14 protein-coding genes are annotated in these 19,027 nt (G+C 68.2%); 8 read left to right on the forward strand and 6 right to left on the reverse strand.

All coding sequences use genetic code 11. From position 1 onward, the window contains the following. The first annotated feature begins 31 nt into the window (after positions 1-31). The 6 genes from CFB46_RS24710 (at position 32) to CFB46_RS24735 (ending at position 9,818) form a co-directional block, all read left to right on the forward strand. Positions 32-973 carry an alpha-E domain-containing protein gene (locus tag CFB46_RS24710; protein WP_027782780.1) on the forward strand — a complete coding sequence of 314 codons (942 nt, stop codon included), beginning with the start codon at positions 32-34 and terminating at the stop codon, positions 971-973. Positions 974-981: 8 nt separating this feature from the next. Beyond that, positions 982-1,983 (forward strand): transglutaminase family protein, encoded by a 1,002-nt coding sequence (locus CFB46_RS24715; RefSeq protein ID WP_089501592.1) that lies wholly within the window; start codon positions 982-984, stop codon positions 1,981-1,983. Between the two features lie 93 nt (positions 1,984-2,076). Beyond that, positions 2,077-5,520: a transglutaminase family protein gene (locus CFB46_RS24720; RefSeq protein WP_089501593.1), complete on the forward strand. Its 3,444-nt coding sequence runs from the start codon at positions 2,077-2,079 to the stop codon at positions 5,518-5,520. 202 nt (positions 5,521-5,722) lie between these two features. Further along, a complete protein-coding gene (locus CFB46_RS24725; RefSeq protein ID WP_034185366.1) occupies positions 5,723-8,329 on the forward strand; it encodes a circularly permuted type 2 ATP-grasp protein in 2,607 nt (868 codons plus the stop codon). After that, entirely contained in the window at positions 8,323-9,369 is a 1,047-nt protein-coding gene (locus CFB46_RS24730) for a transglutaminase family protein (RefSeq protein ID WP_089501594.1), read from the forward strand. The genes CFB46_RS24725 and CFB46_RS24730 overlap by 7 nt, the downstream gene beginning before the upstream one ends. Positions 9,370-9,545: 176 nt before the next feature. Beyond that, positions 9,546-9,818, forward strand: a complete 273-nt coding sequence (locus CFB46_RS24735) for a hypothetical protein (protein WP_089501595.1) — start codon at positions 9,546-9,548, stop codon at positions 9,816-9,818. A gap of 63 nt (positions 9,819-9,881) precedes the next feature. Here the strand turns inward: CFB46_RS24735 and pip are convergent, their stop codons facing one another. Then, entirely contained in the window at positions 9,882-10,814 is a 933-nt protein-coding gene (gene pip, locus CFB46_RS24740) for a prolyl aminopeptidase (RefSeq protein ID WP_089501596.1), read from the reverse strand. A gap of 328 nt (positions 10,815-11,142) precedes the next feature. Between pip and CFB46_RS24745 the strand changes: the two genes are divergently transcribed. Next, positions 11,143-12,294, forward strand: coding sequence for an acyltransferase family protein (locus CFB46_RS24745; protein ID WP_089501597.1), 1,152 nt, complete (start codon positions 11,143-11,145; stop codon positions 12,292-12,294). A gap of 18 nt (positions 12,295-12,312) precedes the next feature. Here the strand turns inward: CFB46_RS24745 and CFB46_RS24750 are convergent, their stop codons facing one another. Continuing rightward, positions 12,313-13,137 carry a multidrug ABC transporter ATPase gene (locus CFB46_RS24750; RefSeq protein WP_152777652.1) on the reverse strand — a complete coding sequence of 275 codons (825 nt, stop codon included), beginning with the start codon at positions 13,135-13,137 and terminating at the stop codon, positions 12,313-12,315. A 179-nt stretch (positions 13,138-13,316) separates the two neighbouring features. Here CFB46_RS24750 and CFB46_RS24755 point away from each other — a divergent pair, with 179 nt between their 5' ends. After that, the gene (locus CFB46_RS24755; protein WP_089502336.1) at positions 13,317-14,120 is read left to right on the forward strand and encodes a hypothetical protein; all 804 of its coding nucleotides are present in this window, start codon (positions 13,317-13,319) and stop codon (positions 14,118-14,120) included. 194 nt (positions 14,121-14,314) lie between these two features. Here the strand turns inward: CFB46_RS24755 and CFB46_RS24760 are convergent, their stop codons facing one another. From CFB46_RS24760 to CFB46_RS24775, 4 genes are read right to left on the reverse strand one after another with little or no spacing between them, the layout of a single operon-like run. Next, entirely contained in the window at positions 14,315-15,379 is a 1,065-nt protein-coding gene (locus tag CFB46_RS24760) for a 2-aminoethylphosphonate aminotransferase (RefSeq protein WP_089501598.1), read from the reverse strand. After that, positions 15,379-16,572 (reverse strand): phosphonopyruvate decarboxylase, encoded by a 1,194-nt coding sequence (gene aepY / locus CFB46_RS24765; RefSeq protein ID WP_089501599.1) that lies wholly within the window; start codon positions 16,570-16,572, stop codon positions 15,379-15,381. Before aepY ends, CFB46_RS24760 begins: the two co-directional genes overlap by 1 nt. Next, entirely contained in the window at positions 16,569-18,257 is a 1,689-nt protein-coding gene (gene aepX, locus CFB46_RS24770; protein WP_089501600.1) for a phosphoenolpyruvate mutase, read from the reverse strand. Before aepX ends, aepY begins: the two co-directional genes overlap by 4 nt. Further along, a complete protein-coding gene (locus CFB46_RS24775; RefSeq protein ID WP_089501601.1) occupies positions 18,254-19,021 on the reverse strand; it encodes a phosphocholine cytidylyltransferase family protein in 768 nt (255 codons plus the stop codon). The genes aepX and CFB46_RS24775 overlap by 4 nt, the downstream gene beginning before the upstream one ends. Between the last annotated feature and the right edge of the window lie 6 nt (positions 19,022-19,027).

Raw genomic sequence — 19,027 nt, forward strand, 5'->3', positions numbered from 1 at the left:
GCGAACCGAACGAAGACGGAGTGGACACGAGATGCTTCTGGGACGTACTGCAAGCGGTCTCTTCTGGATGTACCGCTATATCGAGCGCGCGGAGAACATCGCGCGCATCGTCGATGCCGGGCTGCGGATGGCGCTCACGCGCACGGCCGACGCGCCGGCCGAATGGTCGTCGGTGCTCGTCAGCTCGGGCGCGGACGACGGCTACCGGCAGAAATACGACGCGTATGCGGCCGATACCGTAACCGACTATCTGCTGCGCGACCGCGACAATCCGTCGAGCGTGCTGTCGTGCATCGAGGCGGCGCGCTCGAACGCACGGATGGTGCGCACGGCGCTCACGCGCGAGGCGTGGGAAAGCGTGAACGGCGCGTGGCTCGCGCTGCGCCGCGCGCTGGCGCAGCCGGTGCCGGAAAGCGAGCTGCCGGCCGTGCTCGACGAAGTGAAGCGCGAAACCGCGCTGATTCTCGGCAGCTTCTACAGCACGATGCTGCGCAACGAGATCTTCGATTTCGCGCAGATCGGCGCGTTCATCGAACGCGCGGACAACACCGCGCGGATCATCGACGTGAAATACCACCTGCTGCTGCCGTCGGTATCGCACGTCGGCACGATCCTCGACAACTACCAATGGGAGACGATCCTGCGCTGCGTGGCCGCGCACCGTTCGTACCGCTGGGTGTACGACGTGCAGTACAAGCCGATGAACATTGCCGACTACCTGATCCTGAACGGCCGCATGCCGCGTTCGCTGCGCTATTGCTACGGGCGCGTCGTGTCGAGCCTGAACCTGCTCGCGAAGGATTACGGCGTGACACACCCGTGTCACGACACGGCCACGAAGATCCTGCAAATGCTGTCCGATACCTCGGTCGAGCGGATCTTCAAGAGCGGCCTGCACGAGTTCCTGACCGACTTCATCGGCCGCAACAACAGCCTCGGGCTCGAAATCGCCCAGGCTTACAACTTCGACTGAGGCTTGCCATGCGACTCGCCATCCGACACATTTCGCGTTACCAGTTCGACGATCAGGCCACCCATGCACTGCAACGGTTGCGGCTGCGCCCGCAGTCGGGCCCCGGGCAGACGGTGCGCGCGTGGCAGGTCACGATCGACGGCGTCGAGCCGACGCTGTCTTACGCCGACGGGCTCGGCAACCGGATCGACCTCGTGCGCCACGATCGCGGCGCGAAGGCGGAGATCGTCGTCGTGGCGGCCGGCGTCGTCGAGACGCAGGACCGCGCGGGCATTCTCGGGCATTCCGAAGGCTATGCGCCGCCGTGGGTCTTCGAGCGCGAGACCGCGCTCACGAAGGCGGGCGACACCGTGCGCGCGCTGACCGACGCACTGCCCATCGAGCCGCTCGGACTGGACGCATTGCACTGGCTGATGACGGAAGTGCACGGCCGCATCGCGTACGCGCCGAACCTGGCCGCCGACCCCGCCGTCGATGCGGAAACCGCGCTGCAAAGCGGCGAGGGCACGAGCCGCGACCATGCACACGCGTTCATCGCGGCCGCGCGCGTGCTGAAGATCCCCGCGCGCTACATCTCGGGCTACGTGCTGGCCGACAGCGCGATGCAGCGCATCGCCGATGCGAAACAGCATGCGGGCGACGTCGAGGACGAGGAAGCGCTCGCGCTGCAGAGCGGCGACGGCATGCAGCAGGCGCTCGGCGCGTCGCATGCCATGCAGTCGCAGTTGCAATCGCAATCGCAATCGCAGGGGCAGTCGCAGGCGGCGCTCGGCGCGCAGCCGCAAGCCGCCACGCTGACGCAGCAGCCGGCCGGCCATGCATGGGCCGAGGCCTACGTCGAAGGGCTCGGCTGGGTCGGCTTCGACCCGTTCATGAACCGTTGTCCGGACGAACGCTACGTGCGCATCGCGGTCGGCCTCGACCATCGCGACGCGCAGCCGGTAACGGGGCTCGGCGCGACGGCCGTCGGTGTCGAGATCAGCGTCGTGCAGACGCCGGAATTCGTCTGACCTGGCGCGCGTTTTCGCCGAATCCGCCATGCCGGGCCGCCGCGTCCAAAGCGACGCGGCGTGCGCGGCCGGCCCAACCCGACTCGAGCTCCCATGTCCATCCACGTCGCGCTGCATCACACCACCCGCTATCGCTACGACCGGCTCGTCAACCTCGGCCCGCAGGTCGTGCGGCTGCGGCCCGCGCCGCATTGCCGGACGCCGATCCTCGCGTATTCGATGACGGTCGAGCCCGCGCAGCACTTCGTCAACTGGCAGCAGGACCCGTTCTCGAACTATCTCGGGCGGCTCGTGTTTCCGGAGCGCACCGACCACTTCGAGATCACGATCGACCTCGTCGCAGAGATGTCGGTGTACAACCCGTTCGACTTCTTCCTCGAGGCGAGCGCGGACCAATATCCGTTCAGCTATGACGACGCGCTGAAGACCGAGCTCGCGCCGTATCTCGCGTGCGATCCGCAGACGAGCGCCGCGCCGCTGTTTCGCGCGTATCTCGACGGCGTGGACCGCACGCCGGCCGGCACCGTGGACTTCCTCGTCGCGCTGAACCAGCAGCTTCAGCACGACATCGGCTATCTCGTGCGGATGGAGCCGGGCGTGCAGACGCCCGCGCAGACACTCGAACTCGCGTCCGGCTCGTGCCGCGACAGCGCGTGGCTGCTCGTGCAGCTGTGCCGCCATCTCGGCATCGCCGCGCGCTTCGTGTCGGGCTACCTGATTCAGCTCACCCCCGACGTGAAATCGCTCGACGGCCCGAGCGGCACGTCGGTCGATTTCACCGACCTGCACGCGTGGTGTGAGGTCTACCTGCCGGGCGCCGGCTGGATCGGCTTCGATCCGACCTCGGGCCTGCTCGCCGGCGAAGGGCATATTCCGCTCGCGTGTACGCCGCAGCCGACGAGCGCCGCGCCGGTGGAAGGGCTGATCGACGAGTGCGAGGTGTCGTTCGAGCACGAGATGAGCGTGACGCGCGTGTACGAGTCGCCGCGCGTGACGAAGCCGTATACGGAATCGCAGTGGGATGCCGTGCTGGCGCTCGGCACGCAGGTCGACGGCGCGCTGGCCGCCGGCGACGTGCGGCTCACGCAGGGCGGCGAGCCGACCTTCGTGTCGATCGACGATCGCGACGGCGCCGAGTGGAACACCGATGCGCTCGGCCCGACCAAGCGCGGCTATGCGACCGAACTCGTGCAGCGGCTGCGCGCCGAATACGGCGACGGCGGCTTCCTGCATTTCGGGCAGGGCAAGTGGTACCCGGGCGAGCAATTGCCGCGCTGGGCGCTGTCGATCTTCTGGCGCGCGGACGGCCAACCCGTGTGGCACGATCCGTCGCTGTTCGCCGACGAACGCGAGCCGTCGTCGTACACCACCGACGACGCGAAGCGTTTCATCGATGCGCTTGCCGCGCGGCTGAACCTGAGCGGCGAATTCATCCAGCCCGGCTACGAGGACGTCTGGTACTACCTGTGGCGCGAGCGTCGGCTGCCCGTCAACGTCGATCCGTTCGACGCGCGCCTCGACGACGAGCTCGAACGCGCGCGGCTGCGCAAGGTGTTCGAGCAGCAGCTCGACAGCGTGGTCGGCTACGTGCTGCCGGTCAAGTGCACGGATGACGAGTCGGACCGCGATCGGTCGGGCCGCGATCGGTCGCGCCTCGACGGGCCGCGCTGGCAGACGGGCCCGTGGTTCTTCCGCGACGAGCGGATGTACCTCGTGCCGGGCGATTCGCCGATGGGCTATCGGCTGCCGCTCGATTCGCTGCCGTGGGCGGCCCGCGCCGACCATCCGTACCTCGTCGATCGCGATCCGTTCGCGCCGCGCGACGCGCTGCCGGAAGCCGCGGCCATCCGCGCGCGCTATACCGGCCCGGCCGACGCGCCGCGCTACCTGTCCGGCGTGCATCGCGAAGCGTCCGCGCAGACCGTGATGCAGTGGCGTGCCGATGACGCGGCCGCGAGCGGCCGATCAGGCGCCGCGGACCCGCATCGCCAGCCCGAGCGCTTCGAATCGGCCGCGTGGATCACGCGCACCGCGCTGTGCGTCGAGGTGCGAAACGGCATCCTGTACCTGTTCATGCCGCCGCTCGCCGCGCTCGAGGATTATCTCGATCTGCTCGGCGCGATCGAGCTGACCGCGCACGCACTCGGCGTGAAGCTCGTGCTCGAAGGCTACCCGCCGCCGCGCGACGCACGACTGAAGCTGCTGCAGGTGACGCCCGATCCCGGCGTGATCGAGGTGAACATCCATCCGGCCGCGAGCTTCGACGAACTCGTCGACCACACCGAATTCCTGTACGACGCCGCATGGCAAACGCGGCTGTGCAGCGAGAAGTTCATGGTCGACGGGCGGCACGTCGGCACCGGCGGCGGCAACCACTTCGTGCTCGGCGGCGCGACGCCGGCCGACAGCCCGTTCCTGCGTCGCCCGGATCTGCTCGCGAGCCTGATCGCGTACTGGCACAACCATCCGTCGCTGTCGTACCTGTTCTCGGGGCTGTTCATCGGGCCGACGAGCCAGGCGCCGCGTGTCGACGAGGCGCGCAACGACCAGCTCTACGAGCTCGACATCGCGTTCGCGGAGATCCAGCGCAACAAGCTGCTCTACGGGCAGGACATGCCGCCATGGCTCGTCGACCGCGTGCTGCGCAACCTGCTGATCGACGTGACGGGCAACACGCACCGCAGCGAGTTCTGCATCGACAAGCTGTATTCGCCCGATTCGTCCACCGGCCGGCTCGGCCTGCTCGAACTGCGCGCGTTCGAGATGCCGCCGCATGCGCGGATGAGCATCGTGCAGCAACTGCTGCTGCGCGCGCTGGTCGCGCGCTTCTGGGCCGCGCCGTACACGACGCCGCTCACGCGCTGGGGCACGGCGCTGCACGACCGGTTCATGCTGCCGGAATTTCTTCAGATGGATTTCGACGACGTGCTGGCCGAGCTGCGCGACGCCGGTTTCGCGTTCGATCCGGCGTGGTTCGCGCCGCACTTCGAATTCCGCTTCCCGCTGTTCGGGCAGATCGCGGTGAACGGGATGCAGCTGTCGCTGCGCGGCGCATTGGAGCCGTGGCACGTGATGGGCGAGGAGGGCGCGCCGGGCGGCACGGTGCGCTACGTCGATTCGTCGGTCGAACGGCTCGAAGTGCGCGTGACGGGGCTGAACGACAACCGGCACGTCGTGACCGTCAACGGCCGCGCGCTGCCGCTACAGCCGACCGGCACCGTCGGCGAGTACGTCGCGGGCGTGCGCTACAAGGCGTGGGCGCCGCCGTCTGCGCTGCACCCGACCATCGGCGTGCATGCGCCGCTCACGTTCGACGTCGTCGATACGTGGCTGCAACGCTCGCTCGGCGGCTGCCGGTATCACGTCGCGCATCCGGGCGGGCGCAACTACGCGACGTTCCCGGTCAATGCGTACGAAGCCGAGAGCCGCCGGCTCGCGCGCTTCGTCGAGATCGGGCACACGCCGGGGCGGATGGATGTCGCGGCTGCCGCGCCGAGCCGCGAATTCCCGTTCACGCTCGACTTGCGGCGGCCGTGATCCATCGATGACAGGGCGGACGACGATGCGGGGTTTCCGACCTCCCGGCGGCCGCGCCGGAATGCTAGGATGCGGGCAGATCGCGGCCGCGCGCCGCGGTAGCTTGCCGCCGGTGCGGCGGCGCGCTTGCGCGGCTGCATCCTGACGACGGAACGACATCGTGCCGCCCATTGACATCGATCATCTCGCCGCCCTCGACGCGATGCCCACGCTCTTCGATTCCGGCGCCCAGCCGGACGCCGCCGAACTGGCCGCCGCGCTCGCGGCACCGGCGGCCGCCGGCCGTTACGACGAACTGCGCGGCAGCGCGGCCGGCCTGAACGCGCCTGCGCTCGCGCCCGCGTGGCGCAGCTTCTTCACGTCGATCGGCAGCGACGGCGTGGCCGACCTCGACCGCCGTGCCGACGCGCTGCATCGGCGCATGCGCGAGAACGGCCTGTTCTACCAGTTGCACGAGCAGCGCGCCGGCGACGGCGCGGTCGGCCCGTGGTCGCTCGACCTGCTGCCGCTGATCGTCACGCCCGAGGACTGGGTCGCGATCGAGCGCGGCGTGCTGCAACGCGTGCGACTGCTCAACGCGACGCTGGCCGACCTGTACGGGCCGCAGACGATCCTGCAGCGCGGGTTGCTGCCGCCAGCGCTCGTCACCGGCCACTCCGGCTACCTGCGCGCGATGCGCGGCGCGCGCGTGCCGGGCGATACGTGGCTGCACGTCGTCGCGTTCGACCTCGCGCGCGGCCCGGACGGCCAGTGGCGGATCGTCGCGCAACACACGCAGGGTGCGGCCGGGCTCGGCTACCTGCTCGAGAACCGGCTGATCGTGTCGCGGCTCTTTCCGCGCGGGTTTCGCGGGCTGCGCGTGCAGCGGCTCGCGTCCGCTTACCGTGCACTGCTGCAGAGCATGCAATCGCTCAGTCCCGCCGCGAAGAATTCGCGGATCGTGCTGCTGACGCCGGGGCCGCACAGCGCGACCTATTTCGAGCACGCGTATCTCGCGCGCTATCTCGGCCTCACGCTCGTCGAAGGCGGCGACCTGACCGCGCGCGACAACCGCGTGTTCCTGAAGACGCTGAGCGGGCTCGAGCCGGTGCACGGCATCCTGCGGCGCGTCGACGATGCGTGGCTCGATCCGCTCGAACTGCGGCCCGATTCGATGCTCGGCGTGCCGGGGCTGTTGCAGGCCGTGCGCGCGGGCAACGTGCTGCTCGCGAACGCGCCGGGCTCGGGCTTCCTCGAATCGCCGGCGATGCTCGGCTTCATGCCGCGTCTCGCGGAAGGCTTGCTCGGCGAAACGCTGACGCTGCCGGCCGTGCATTCGTGGTGGTGCGGCGAGGCGGCCGCGTGCGACGACGCGCTGCCGCAGCTCGCGCGCGGCATCGTCAAGGCCTCCTATCCACCCGACGTGCAGGATGGCGGGGCATTCGAACCGGTGATCGGCGCGCGGCTCACGCAGGCGCAACTGGCGGAATGGCGCGCGCGGATTCTCGCGCGGCCCGAACATTACACGGTGCAGGCGGATCTGCCGCTGTCGCAGGCGCCGACCTGGCCGCGAGCCGATGCGCCCGACGGCAACGGCAGCGCGCGCATCGTGCCGAAGCCGCTGCTGCTGCGCGTCTTCGCGCTCGCCGACGGCGCGCAGCGCTGGCGGCTGTTGCCGGGCGGGCTGTCGCGAGTCGGCACGCGCGACACGCTGTTCAACGCGCCGATGCCGCGCGGCGGCAGCACCGTCGATACGTGGGTAATGACCGAGGGCATCGTCGATTCGACGACGCTGCTGCAGACGCATCTCGGCCCCGACGACCTCGTCGAGCGGCCGCGCGCGATCGCGAGCCGCGCGGCCGAGAACCTGTTCTGGCTCGGCCGCTACACCGAGCGCGCGACCAATCTGATGCGCCTGGCGCGTGCCGCGCTCGAACGGCTGCGCGGCGAAGACGACGTCGACAGCCCCGCGCATCTGGAACTGCTCGACACGCTGTGCCGCGACACCGGGCTGATCGCGGCCGACGCGCCGCACGCCGTCGATGCGCCGCGCGCGTTCCAGCATGAGCTGGCGACGTCGCTGACGCGCGGCGCCGATCGCACGTCGGGGATCGCGTCGTGCCTGTTCGGCATGCGCGGCGCGGCTGCCGCGATCCGTGAACGGCTGTCGAGCGATCAGTGGCGGCTGATTGACGACGCGACGCAACTGTTCGCGGACAGCGCGGGGCAACCGGAGGCGGAGGAGCAGATCGGCAACGAGGCGCTGCAACTGCTGGAACGCGTCGGCCTGCTGCTCGGCGCGATCACCGGCGCGCAGACCGACAACATGACGCGCGACGACGGCTGGCGATTGCTGTCGATCGGCCGGCAGATCGACCGGCTCGACTTCCTGTGCAGCGTGCTGAAGTTCGCGTTCGACGAAGGCGCCGTGCATCGGCAGGACGGCTTCGAACTCGTGCTGGAACTGTTCGACAGCACGATCACGTTCCGCTCGCGGTTCCAGCGCGGCTTCGACGTCGCGCCGCTGCTGTCGCTCGTCGTGCTCGATACCGACAACCCGCGCTCGCTCGGCTGGGTCGTGCAGGCGCTGCGCGGACGGCTGACGAAGGTCGAGCGCGGCGAAGGCTATGCGCTGTCCGAGCTGGCCGAGACGGTTCCGGACATCCCCGCGTGGTCGTTGCACGAGCTGTGCGAGACCGCCGAAGGCGGTCGGCACGACAAGCTGCTTGCCGCGCTCGACACGACGGTGAAGGCGGTCTGGGAGCTGTCGAACCGGATCGGCGAGCGCTATTTCAGCCACGTGCGCGAGGCGGGCAGGACGCTATGGTGACGAAAGGCGTGTCGAAAACACCGGCCGGTTCCGGAAACGCACGGCAGGCGCCGCCGTCGGCTCCGGCCGCAACGGATGCGCCGGCCGCCGTCGCGCCGGGCCGGTTGCTGCGCGTCACGCACGACACCGAATACCGTTACGCGGCGCGCGTCGAATCCGCGCAGCATCAGGCACGCCTGCAACCGCTCGCGACGCCGCGCCAGCAGGTGCTGTCGTTCTCGCTCGACATCGAGCCCGCGCCGGAATCGGTCGGCACCGAACTCGATGCATTCGGCAATGCGCGCGCATCGTTCGCGCTGAACCTGCCGCACGACACGCTGCTGGTGCGCAGCCGCAGCACCGTGCGCGTGACGCCGCCCGTGTGGTCGCTCGGCGCGCGCGGCGAGCCGCCGGCCGCGATCGCGAACCCGGACGCCGCGCATGCCACCGCATGGGAGGCCGTGCGCGACCGCCTGCGGTTCCGCGCGGGACAGCCTTACGACCCGGCGAGCGAGTTCGTGTTCGCGTCGCCGCATGTGGCATGCGACTCCGAACTCGCCGCGTACGCGGCCGCGAGCTTCACGCCGCAACGCCCGCTCGTGCAGGCTGCGTGGGACCTGATGCGGCGCGTGCATGCCGATTTCGCGTACACGCCGAACAGCACCGACATCACGACGTCGGCCCTCGACGCGTTGCGGTTGCGCAAGGGCGTCTGCCAGGATTTCGCGCACGTGATGATCGGCGCGCTGCGCTCGCTCGGGCTGGCCGCGCGGTACGTCAGCGGCTACTTGCTCACGCAGCCGCCACCCGGCCAGCCGCGGCTGATCGGCGCCGACGCGTCGCATGCGTGGGTCGAGGTGTACGACCCGGCGTGGCCCGAGGACGGCGGCTGGCTGCAGCTCGATCCCACCAACGATCGTGCGCCGGGCGACGACTACGTGATGCTGTCCGTCGGCCGCGACTACGCGGACGTGACGCCGCTGCGCGGCGTGATCCGCGGCGGCGGCGCGGATCAGGAGCTGAAGGTCGGCGTGACGGTCGAGCCGCTCGATGCGGTTTGAGCGGACGCCGGGCGGCCCTCGTGCGCTTTAAGTCTTCGTTAATTCTGCACGCCTAGCATGGTGATGCCGGCGAACGTTCGGACCCCGGTCCGGCACGCCGGCGGCACGCGCGGGTGCGTCGACGTCACGGCGCCGCGCCGTCGCGCGTCGCCATTTCCACGCAACGGCGGCAGACCATGATCAAGCACTTCGACTACACGCTCGGCAACGAGACGATCGAGCTTTGTGCGAGCTTCGGCGCGGGCCCGGCGTTCCGCCGCGTGCTCGTGAGCCGCGCGGATTCGATGGAGACGCTGGTGGTGCTCGACGCGCGCGGGCTGTCGGGCCTCCTGAAGGTGGCGACCGAAGAGCCGGAAGGGTTGCTCGACGATGCGATCCGCAAGGTCGGTGACGAACAGCTCGTCGAGCAGGCGATCAGCGGCCGGACGATCGTCGAAGCCGCGCTGTGACCGGCGGCGCGTGCGTATGCCGGTAGGCCCGGCAGCACGTGCCGCGTCGCGTTGTTGCGCCGCTCAGGCCGCGAACCGGTCCGTCGCGGCGACCAGCGCCTCCAGAATCCCCGGCTCGTTGTACGCGTGCCCGGCGCCGGGCACGATTTCGAACGTCGCCCCTGGCCACGCCTTCGACAACTCCCATGCGGTACGTGCAGGCGTCGCGACGTCGTAGCGGCCCTGCACGATCACGCCCGGAATGCCGGCGAGACGATGCGCGTCGCGCAGCAACTGGCCTTCCTCGACGAAGCCCTCGTTCACGAAGTAGTGATTTTCGATCCGCGCGAACGCGAGCGCGTAGTGGCCGTCCGCGAAGTGCGCGGCGAGTGCGGGATCGGGCAGCAGCGTGATCGTGCGGCCTTCCCAGATGCTCCACGCGCGTGCGGCTTCGAGTTTCGCGGCTTCGTCGTCACCGGTCAGCCGGCGATGGTAGGCGGCCATCAGGTCGCCGCGCTCGGCCTCCGGAATCGGAGCGAGGAAGTCTTCCCAGTGATCGGGGAACAGCCACGACGCGCCTTCCTGGTAGTACCACAGCAGTTCCGCGCGACGCATCGTGAAGATGCCGCGCACAATCAGCGCGCTCACGCGTTCGGGGTGGGTTTCCGCGTACGCGAGCGCCAGCGCGCTGCCCCACGAGCCGCCGAACACCAGCCACTGCTCGGCGCCGACCATCTCGCGCAGGCGCTCGATATCGGCGACCAGATGCCACGTCGTATTGTTCTCGAGGCTCGCATGCGGCGTCGAGCGCCCGCACCCGCGCTGATCGAACAGCAGGATGTCGTAGCGCTCGGGATCGAACAGGCGGCGATGGTCGGGGCCGCAGCCGGCACCGGGGCCGCCGTGCAGGAACACGGCGGGCTTGCCGGCCGGGTTGCCGCAGCGCTCCCAGTAGATGCGATGGCCGTCGCCGGTGTCGAGGTGGCCGTGGGCGTAGGGTTCGATCGGTGGATACACAGGCAGGCTCCGGGTAAGGGGCGACAGGAGGCGGACGAAGCGCGGGCCGGAGGGCGGGCGAGGTACGGTGCCGCGGATGCTGCTGCGCCGCAAAATTTGTTGCGTGGGCATCGGACCGGCCGCCGCCGGGCAAGGCTTGTCATTATGCCCATTCGTCGCGCTGGACGTTGGCACGCTGGGGTGCAGCGTCGCGGGCGGTATTGGTCACACGGATTTTTGAAGCAATTTCATTCCGATATTTTTCATACAAAATCCCGGCGGCAGGTCGGCGGGCCAATCGGGCGCCGGCCGACTCCCGTTTCTTTACCGTGCCAACGGAAACCAGCCGATGAACCATCGCGTCACGCAGTTGACCGGGTTGCGCGCCGTCGCGGTCGCGATGGTCGTCGTCGGTCATGCCGAGCATGTGCTGCCCGGCGGCTATACGGGCTGGTACGCGCCGTTGCGGCTGATCGCCGATGGCCGGCTCGGCGTGCTGATCTTCTTCGTGCTGAGCGGTTTCCTGATCACCAACGTGCTGCGCGCCGAGTTCGCGCGCACGGGCGGCATCGCGCTGACGTCGTTCTACGTGCGCCGCGCGTTGCGGATCTGGCCGGCCTGCTACGTCTATCTCGCGGCCGTCGCGATCGTGGCGTTCGCCGGCTGGTTCGACGTCGATCGCCGGCAATGGCTCTATGCGGCGCTGCACCTGTGGAATTACTCGGCATGGTTCGGGCTGACCGGCGACAACGCGCTGCATCCGGACGGCGCGTGGTACCTCGGCCATTTCTGGTCGCTTGCGCTCGAGGAGCAGTTCTACTGGTTCTGGCCGCTGCTGTTCGTGTTCGGCATGCGCCGCGCCGGCACGCGCTGGCTGGCTGCGCTGATCCTGATCGTGCCGCTGGTGCGCGCCGTCACGTATTTCGCTGCGCCCGCGCTGCGCGGGCAGCTCGGGATGATGCTCCATACCGGTGTCGACCCGATCCTGATCGGCTGCTATGCGTCGCTCAACCGCGAACGGCTCGAGGCGTGGATCGGCTCGTGGCGCGGCGAGGCGCGCATCGTGACGGCGCTCGTCTTCGTCGTGCTGCTCGGCATGCCGCTCGCCGAACATCGGCTGGGCGGCTTCTGGAATGCGACGTACGGCGTGACGCTCGAAGCCGCGCTGATCGCGATCGTGATCGTCGTGCTGAATTTCCGCAGCGAGTTCTGGTGTGCGCGGTGGTTGCGCGCGCGGCCCGTCGTGTTCATCGGCACGATCTCGTTCAGCCTTTATCTGTGGCAGCAGCCGTTCGCGAACCCGGATTTGCCGGTCGCGCACGCATTTCCGCTCGGCATCGTGTGGGCGCTGATTGCCGCGACTGTCAGTTATTTCCTCGTCGAGAAGCCGTTCCTGAGGTTGAAGGATCGCTATTCGGCGCGCGAGGTGCGACGCGTGCGGGACGACGCGTTGCGGATGCCGGCGCCGACCGATGCGATCGGGCCGAAGGTGGTGGAGTAGGCGAGGGGGGTGGCGGTCTTACTTGAAGCGCTTCTTCGAAGCGGGTGAATACCAGAAGTCGCGGAACATATCGATGCCGTATGACTTGCCGTCGTAGTGGACGACCGTGCGCGCCGTGCGCTTGCCCGTATCCGAGTAATCCCCGTTCTTGCGCTGCGTCTCAACGATGTGTGCCGTGATCGACAGGTCGGCGAAGCCGTGGCTCGACGTTTTCTCGACGGCGATCGTCATGCGGGCCTCTTCGCTGCGCGCATCGCCGACACCGGGGCTGCAGGCGTCGCCTTCGACGCTGACCCAACCGTAGAGGTTGGTGCCGAACACCGGGCGGATACGGCCGCCTTCGCGCACCCACAGTGTCAACTCTTCACTGGTGTTGGCATCAGGGCAACTCGGCCCGCGCGCGCTGCTGGTAAATACGACGCCGAATGCGCGCACATCGGGCGACAGCCGGTAGGGCGCCGTGTCGATGCGGTAGCTGTTCTCGCCGATCTCCGTCGCCGCATCCTCTTCGACCACCGACCGATCGGCCGCCACGACCTTGCTGCCCTCGACGAGCGCAATGACCTGCAGCTTTTTGCTTTCGTCGGGGTCCTTGCTCTTCGGCAGCGAATCGAACGCGACGGCCGCGATCGTCGTTTCCGGTGCATTCGGCATGGCTTTGCACGACGACGCGACGACGAGCCGGTCCGCATCGCGCGTGGCGATGCGTGCGCTCGCGATGCCGGCCCAGCGGGCGATGGCCGTGACGGTTGCGTCGCTACAGGACTGGCTGTCGGCGGCGTGAGCGATGGGCGTGGCAACGAATGCCAGCAACGAGGCGCAGCGAAGGATCTTTATTGTCATCATGGAAGAAGAGGTGCTTCGCAGATTTTCCGGGAATGGTTGAATCCGCAGCCATTTACGACCATTGAAACGTGCTTTCATGCGGACGCTCTACTGTCTACACCGCCCTGCAGATTCAACCCGTCGATGCAACCGGGCAAGCGACCACCTGGGTCTATACTGGGCACCTGGAGGAACCAATGGCTACTCACGACAGGCTGCATCCGTTACGACCGTTCCTCAAGAACTGGGTTTGGGAGCATGGTCGAATCGGTACTCGCTATCTGGATCGCACCGATGGCGAAATCAAGTTCGACGAAGGCAAGAAGTCGCACTTCGCCAACGAAGAATACTTTTACGTGCCGCTCGACAAGGATGCGGATATCGACGCCTCTGCCGACGGCCCGGTGATCCACGAGGCGGGACTTGCCCGCTTTTTGAGGGCAGCGCAGTTGGGCAAGCCGGAAGAAGCCGGCTCCATGGTGGAGGTCCAGCGCGCAGTGCAGGACTGCGTGGAACTCGGTCTGTTCAGTGCCTATCAGATCGAAGCGCAGCAGGCTTTTGCACGCTACTCGCAGGAGCCCATGTTCGACGATGAAATTCGCGCCGCGGTTGTCGACGATATCCGGCGTAGCTACGTGGGCGCGCGCGAGAAACTGTTGCTGTACGATTTCAGCGTGCTTTACGGTTTGCCCATGCCGCTGCTCATCAGCGAGGCGCCGTTCGTCGACTGGCGCTTGCGGGCGAGTCCGGCCCTTCCGGTCGTGTCGCTTCCTCTCGGACCTTACTGCCTGCTGGTGGGGGCGCCGTCGGGCCGGAGCAGCCGGATTGGCCCCGTGACCTGGAAGTCCGCTGCCACATTGGGACCGTTGAAGGACCACAACCGCCAGATCGCAGAGCACTCGCGTTTGTGGCTGGTGGCGACGACGGACGACCAGCTCGTCGCCGTACAAAGCCATCTGGCTGGATCCGGTAGTTCCAAGTCCGGGGATGTCAAGCTCTGATCGAAGTCGGCGGGAAGCACGCGGCCGGGGAGCGGCCGCGAAAGACACCAATCTTCGATACACCCGCTGAGCGATTTCATCCATTCGCTGCATCCACCGGTTGAATTCTCAGTCGATAAGCGAAACCCGCAGAAATCAGAAAATAACAAAAAAGGCCCTCGCGGGCCTTTCGTCGAAGAACGTGCGGACAACGCCTACCGCGTCAGCGCCGTAAACCCTTCCAGCAACCGGTCGACATCGGCCGCCTGAATCGCGCCCATCGTCGAAATCCGGAACAGCTCCTTCGACAGCCCGCCTTGCCCCGCATAAATCACGAAGCCACGTGCCTTCAGCCCGTCGTGCAGCGCTTCGTACGTGACGCCCTGCGGCAGCCGATACGCACGCAGAACAACCGACGACGCGCCTTCCGGCAGCACCAGCGGCATCCCGCGCGCCGCCAGCCCCGCCTGCGCCTGATCGGCAAGCGCCTTGTAATGCGCATGCCGCGCCCGCCAGCCGCCAGCCTCATCGAACTCGCGCAGCGCCTCGACGAGCGCGTAATACGCATGCACGGACGGCGTAAACGGCGTATTCCGCTGATCCTGCAGCTTCGCGAGCCGACCGAGATCGAGGTAGTAAGTCCGGCTCGCGGCCTTCGCGAGCGCGCTGCGGCGCACGATCACGAACGCCGCGCCCGGCACGCCGTGCAGGCACTTGTTCGCGGTCGCGGCAACCGCGTCGATCACGCCGCCCGCAAAATCGATCGCTTCAGCGCCGAAGCTGCTGACGCCATCGACGAGCATCTTCACGCCGCGCGCGCGACACACTTCCGCGATCGCGCCGAGGTCGTTCAGCCGGCCCGTCGTCGTTTCATGATGAATCACGGCGACATGCGAGTACCCACCCGCATCGAGCGTCGCACCGATCTGCGCGAGATCAGGCGCCTGCATCCACTCGTGCTTGAGTACGTCGTGCGCGATCCCGTACTGCGTGGCGATCTGCGTGATCCGCTCGCCGTACACGCCGTTCTCGATCACGAGCAGCTTGCCGTCCTGCGGCACGAGTGCCGCGATCATGCTCTCGACGGCGGCCGTGCCCGAACCCGTCATCAGCACGGCGGCCCATTCGGCCGGATCGAGTTCGTACGCGGCGACGAGGCGCGCACGCGCTTCATCCTGCAGATCGAAGAATTCGCTTTCGCGATGGCACAGGTCGGGTTGCAGCAGGCTGCGGCGCACGCGTTCGGTGAGCGTGACCGGGCCGGGGTTCAGCAACAGCATCAATGAGCTCCTTCAACGTGGGCTTCGGTCTGCGCGGCGCCGATGTGCCGCATCAGACGGGTCTTGACCTCGACCGGCGTGACGGTCGGGCGGGGCAGGCCGTCGGGCACGCCCGTGCGGATCGCCACGCGAACGAATTGCGCACCGTTCCCCGTTGCGGTCAGCGTCGCATCTAGCACGTCGAGCGTATCGCCTTCGACGGCCGACGCGTAACCGCACGCGGCCGCGACACCCGCGAACGACACATGCTGCGACACCGTCGCCTGGCCGCCCGTCGATTCGTGTGCGCCGTTGTCGAGCAGCACGTGCGTGAGGTTGGCCGGGCCGTAGGCGCCGAGCGTCGCGAACACGCCCATCCGCATCAGCGCGGCGCCGTCGCCGTCGACGGCCACCACGCGCAGGTCGGGGCGCGCGAGCGCGAGGCCGAGTGCGAGCGGCGTCACGCAGCCCATCGAACCGACCATGTACAGCTGGTTCGGACGATCGTCGAGCGCGTAGAGTTCGCGGCCGCAGAAACCGGTCGACGCGAGCACGACGGTCGAATCGACCGGCGTATGCGCGATCACGCGCTGCAGCGCCTCGTGACGGGTCGGCCACGCGTCGGCCGCTGCATTGGCCGATTCAACGCGCGACGCCGATTGCGCGGCGACGTGCGCGCGCGGCTTCGCGGCCGGGTTCGCCTTCAGTTCATACGGCGCGACGCTGCCTTTCTGCATCACGAGCGCGTACGGGCGGCCCGTCGCGTCCATGTGCGCGATTGCACGGTCGAGCGCCGGGCCGACCTGTTCCGGGTCGGTCGGGAACGTCTCCCACGGGATCTCCATCGTGTCGAGCATCGCGGGCGTGATCGGGCCCATCAGCGCGTGCTGCGGCTCGTCGGCGACGCCCGGCTGGCCGCGCCACGTGACGATCAGCAACTGCGGCAGGCGGAACGTCCAGGTCAGCGACGTGAGCGGGCTCACCGCGTTGCCGAGCCCCGAGTTCTGCATCATCGCGATCCCGCGCTTGCCGCCGAGCGTGGCGCCCGCGATCAGCGCGACCGCGTCGCCTTCGTTCGCGGCCGACACGTAGTGCAGCGTCGGGTCCTGCAGCACGTAATTGATGAACGGCGTCAGGTACGAGCAGGGCACGCCCGCGTACCAGTCGAAGCCGCGTTCGCGCGCGGCCTCGACGAACTGGGCCGCTTCGATCATTGCGCGCCCCCGTTGCCGGTGCCCGGTTCGGACAGCGGTGTCTGGCCGTGCGCGAAATCGCCCGCGCGACGGAAGTCTTCCAGGTCGTTGACGCCGCGCCAGTGGCCATGCACGTACTGCACCTCGATTTTTTCGCCGGCGGCGATCAGTTCGTTCAGCAGCGACGGGATGTCGAGCGTGTCGAAATCGGGACGCGCCTGCAGCGTCGCGAGCATCGCCTTCAGGCGGTCGACACCGGCGCCGCGCACGTTCAGCAGGCCGATCCAGCGGCCGTGCGGCGTGCCCGCGGCGACGTCGCTCGACACGCGTTGCAGGTAGGTCTTCTGGCCGAACAGGCCGCGATCGTCGGCCGCCGAGCAGAGGGCGAAGTCGCGCACGCTCTGGTTCGACGGCTCGGTCAGCGACGAATCGACCACCACGCTGAACTCGGCCTCGCTCTCCGCGAGGTCGCGCAGGATGTAGCTGCGGAACAGCAGGTCGCCGTACGAGATCACGGTGTCGCCGGTCAGGCGTTCGGCCGCGCATGCGAGCGACGCGAGCTCACCCGTCTGCGCGTGGCGCTCGTTGACGACGAGCTTGATGCCCGACGTGTCGATCGCATCGGCGCGGTAGCCGCCGACCACGGTGATGTCGTTCACGCCTTGCTTCTTGAAGCCGTCGACGAGCCAGCGCAGGAGCGGCTTGCCGGCGACCGGCAGCATGACCTTGGGTTTGTCTTCGGTGACGGCCTCAAGGCCCTTGCCGCGGCTCGCGGCGAGCACGACCGCCGCGTTCGACGCGCGCGACGACGAGGACAGGTAGATACGCTCGGCCGCCGAGTACTCGTCGGCGTCCTGCAGGCGGAAGATCTCGTTGACCGACGCGACGCGGTCTTCGACGTTGATCAGCGTTTCGTTCTCGTGGATCTCGCGCGCGACGGCCTGCATCGCCGACGCGGATGCGCGGATCAGGTGGTTCGCCCAGATGACGGTGCTGATGCCGGCCTGGCGGAACACGTCGGTCGGCGTGCTGTAGTACTTGGTCGGCACGATCACGAGCGGCGCCTTGCCGCTCCATTCGCGCGCGAACTGCAGGATTTCGTCCGGGCGCGACAGCTTGCTGTGGATCAGGATCGCATCGGCGCCGGCTTCCGCATACGCGTTCGCGCGGCGCAGCGCCTCGTCCATCCCCCAGCCCGCGATCAGCGCCTCGACGCGCGCGACGATCGAGAAGTCGGGATCGGTCTGCGAATCCTTGCCGGCCTTGATCTTGCCGCAGAACTCGTCGATCTCGGCGAGCGGCTGGCGTTCGCCGTCGATGAAGCTGTTCGTCTTCGGGAACTGCTTGTCCTCGATGCAGACGCCCGCGATGCCGCGCTGTTCGAGTTTCCGCACGAGACGCCGCACGTTGTTGAAGTTGCCGTAGCCGGTGTCGCCGTCGAGCAGGATCGGCAGGTCGCTCGCGTCGGCCATGAATTCGAGCACGTCGACCACCTGGGTCCAGCTCGCTTCGTTGTTGTCGCGCACGCCGAACTGCGCGGAGATCGCGAGGCCCGACGCCCAGATCCCCTTGAAGCCGGCCTCGCGGACGATCCGCGCGGACAGGCCGTTGTGCGCTTCCATCAGGAATTCGAGGTCGCTGCTGACGAGCATGCGGCGCAGGCGCGCGCTGCGCGATTCGGTGAAGTTGGGTTCGCGTGCGTTCATCGTGCGGCTCCGGCGGTAGTGCGTTGAATCAGGGGAAGAATGTCTTGCGTCGCGCGTGCGACGTCGTTCGGGAAGTCGATCTCGATCCACGGCGAGCCGGTGACGTCGGCGACGTCGAACGAATGGCCGCCTTCGAGCAGCAGGTCGCGCACGGCTTCCTCGTGCGGCATGTTCGCGCGGCCGCCGTCGACGTAGCCCGCGACGATCGTCGCGAGGCGGCGCGCGGTGCCTTCGGTGAAGCGGAAGAAGCCGACCGATTCGCCGATCGTGTCGTAGTCGAGGTCGACCGCGAGCTGCTTGCGCAGCTCGACCGGCACGCCGTCCTTCAGGCACAGCTTGACGGGTTCGTCGCCGGCCTCGAAGTCGCGGTCGATCAGCAGGCGGTCGACCGCGCGGTCGGAATCGGCCACCAGCGCGTGCAGGATGTTCTCGTCGTACAGCACGTCCGCGTCCATCAGCAGCACGTCGCCGCCGCGCGTCATCGCGTCGGCGACGGTATGCACGGTCAGCACGCTGCCGAGGTCGTAGCGGTCGTTGATCACGATCTCGGCCTGGCGGCCGAGGCGCTTCAGTTCCTGCTCGACCTTCTCGTGCTGAAAGCCGAGCCCGAGCACGATCTCGTCGACGCCCGCGGCGTCAAGCACGCGCAGATGGCGCTCGAGCAGCGAAACGTCGTCGAAGCGCAGCAGGCACTTCGGGAACTGCGCTTCGGGCGGTTGTTGCAGGCGCAAGCCGAGGCCTGCCGCAAGAATGATGGCTCGCATGGGTTC

Origin of the sequence: Burkholderia sp. HI2761 (assembly GCF_002223355.1) — a bacterium.
GTDB lineage: Bacteria > Pseudomonadota > Gammaproteobacteria > Burkholderiales > Burkholderiaceae > Burkholderia.

Bases quoted from the DNA above. Each gene is read 5' to 3' on its own strand.
- CFB46_RS24710 (WP_027782780.1), top strand. From the start codon at position 32: ATGCTTCTGGGACGTACTGCAAGCGGTCTCTTCTGGATGTACCGCTAT.
- CFB46_RS24715 (WP_089501592.1), top strand. From the start codon at position 982: ATGCGACTCGCCATCCGACACATTTCGCGTTACCAGTTCGACGATCAG.
- CFB46_RS24720 (WP_089501593.1), top strand. From the start codon at position 2,077: ATGTCCATCCACGTCGCGCTGCATCACACCACCCGCTATCGCTACGAC.
- CFB46_RS24725 (WP_034185366.1), top strand. From the start codon at position 5,723: ATGCCCACGCTCTTCGATTCCGGCGCCCAGCCGGACGCCGCCGAACTG.
- CFB46_RS24730 (WP_089501594.1), top strand. From the start codon at position 8,323: ATGGTGACGAAAGGCGTGTCGAAAACACCGGCCGGTTCCGGAAACGCA.
- CFB46_RS24735 (WP_089501595.1), top strand. From the start codon at position 9,546: ATGATCAAGCACTTCGACTACACGCTCGGCAACGAGACGATCGAGCTT.
- CFB46_RS24745 (WP_089501597.1), top strand. From the start codon at position 11,143: ATGAACCATCGCGTCACGCAGTTGACCGGGTTGCGCGCCGTCGCGGTC.
- CFB46_RS24750 (WP_152777652.1), bottom strand. From the start codon at position 13,137: ATGACAATAAAGATCCTTCGCTGCGCCTCGTTGCTGGCATTCGTTGCC.
- CFB46_RS24755 (WP_089502336.1), top strand. From the start codon at position 13,317: ATGGCTACTCACGACAGGCTGCATCCGTTACGACCGTTCCTCAAGAAC.
- CFB46_RS24760 (WP_089501598.1), bottom strand. From the start codon at position 15,379: ATGCTGTTGCTGAACCCCGGCCCGGTCACGCTCACCGAACGCGTGCGC.
- aepY (WP_089501599.1), bottom strand. From the start codon at position 16,572: ATGATCGAAGCGGCCCAGTTCGTCGAGGCCGCGCGCGAACGCGGCTTC.
- aepX (WP_089501600.1), bottom strand. From the start codon at position 18,257: ATGAACGCACGCGAACCCAACTTCACCGAATCGCGCAGCGCGCGCCTG.
- CFB46_RS24775 (WP_089501601.1), bottom strand. From the start codon at position 19,021: ATGCGAGCCATCATTCTTGCGGCAGGCCTCGGCTTGCGCCTGCAACAA.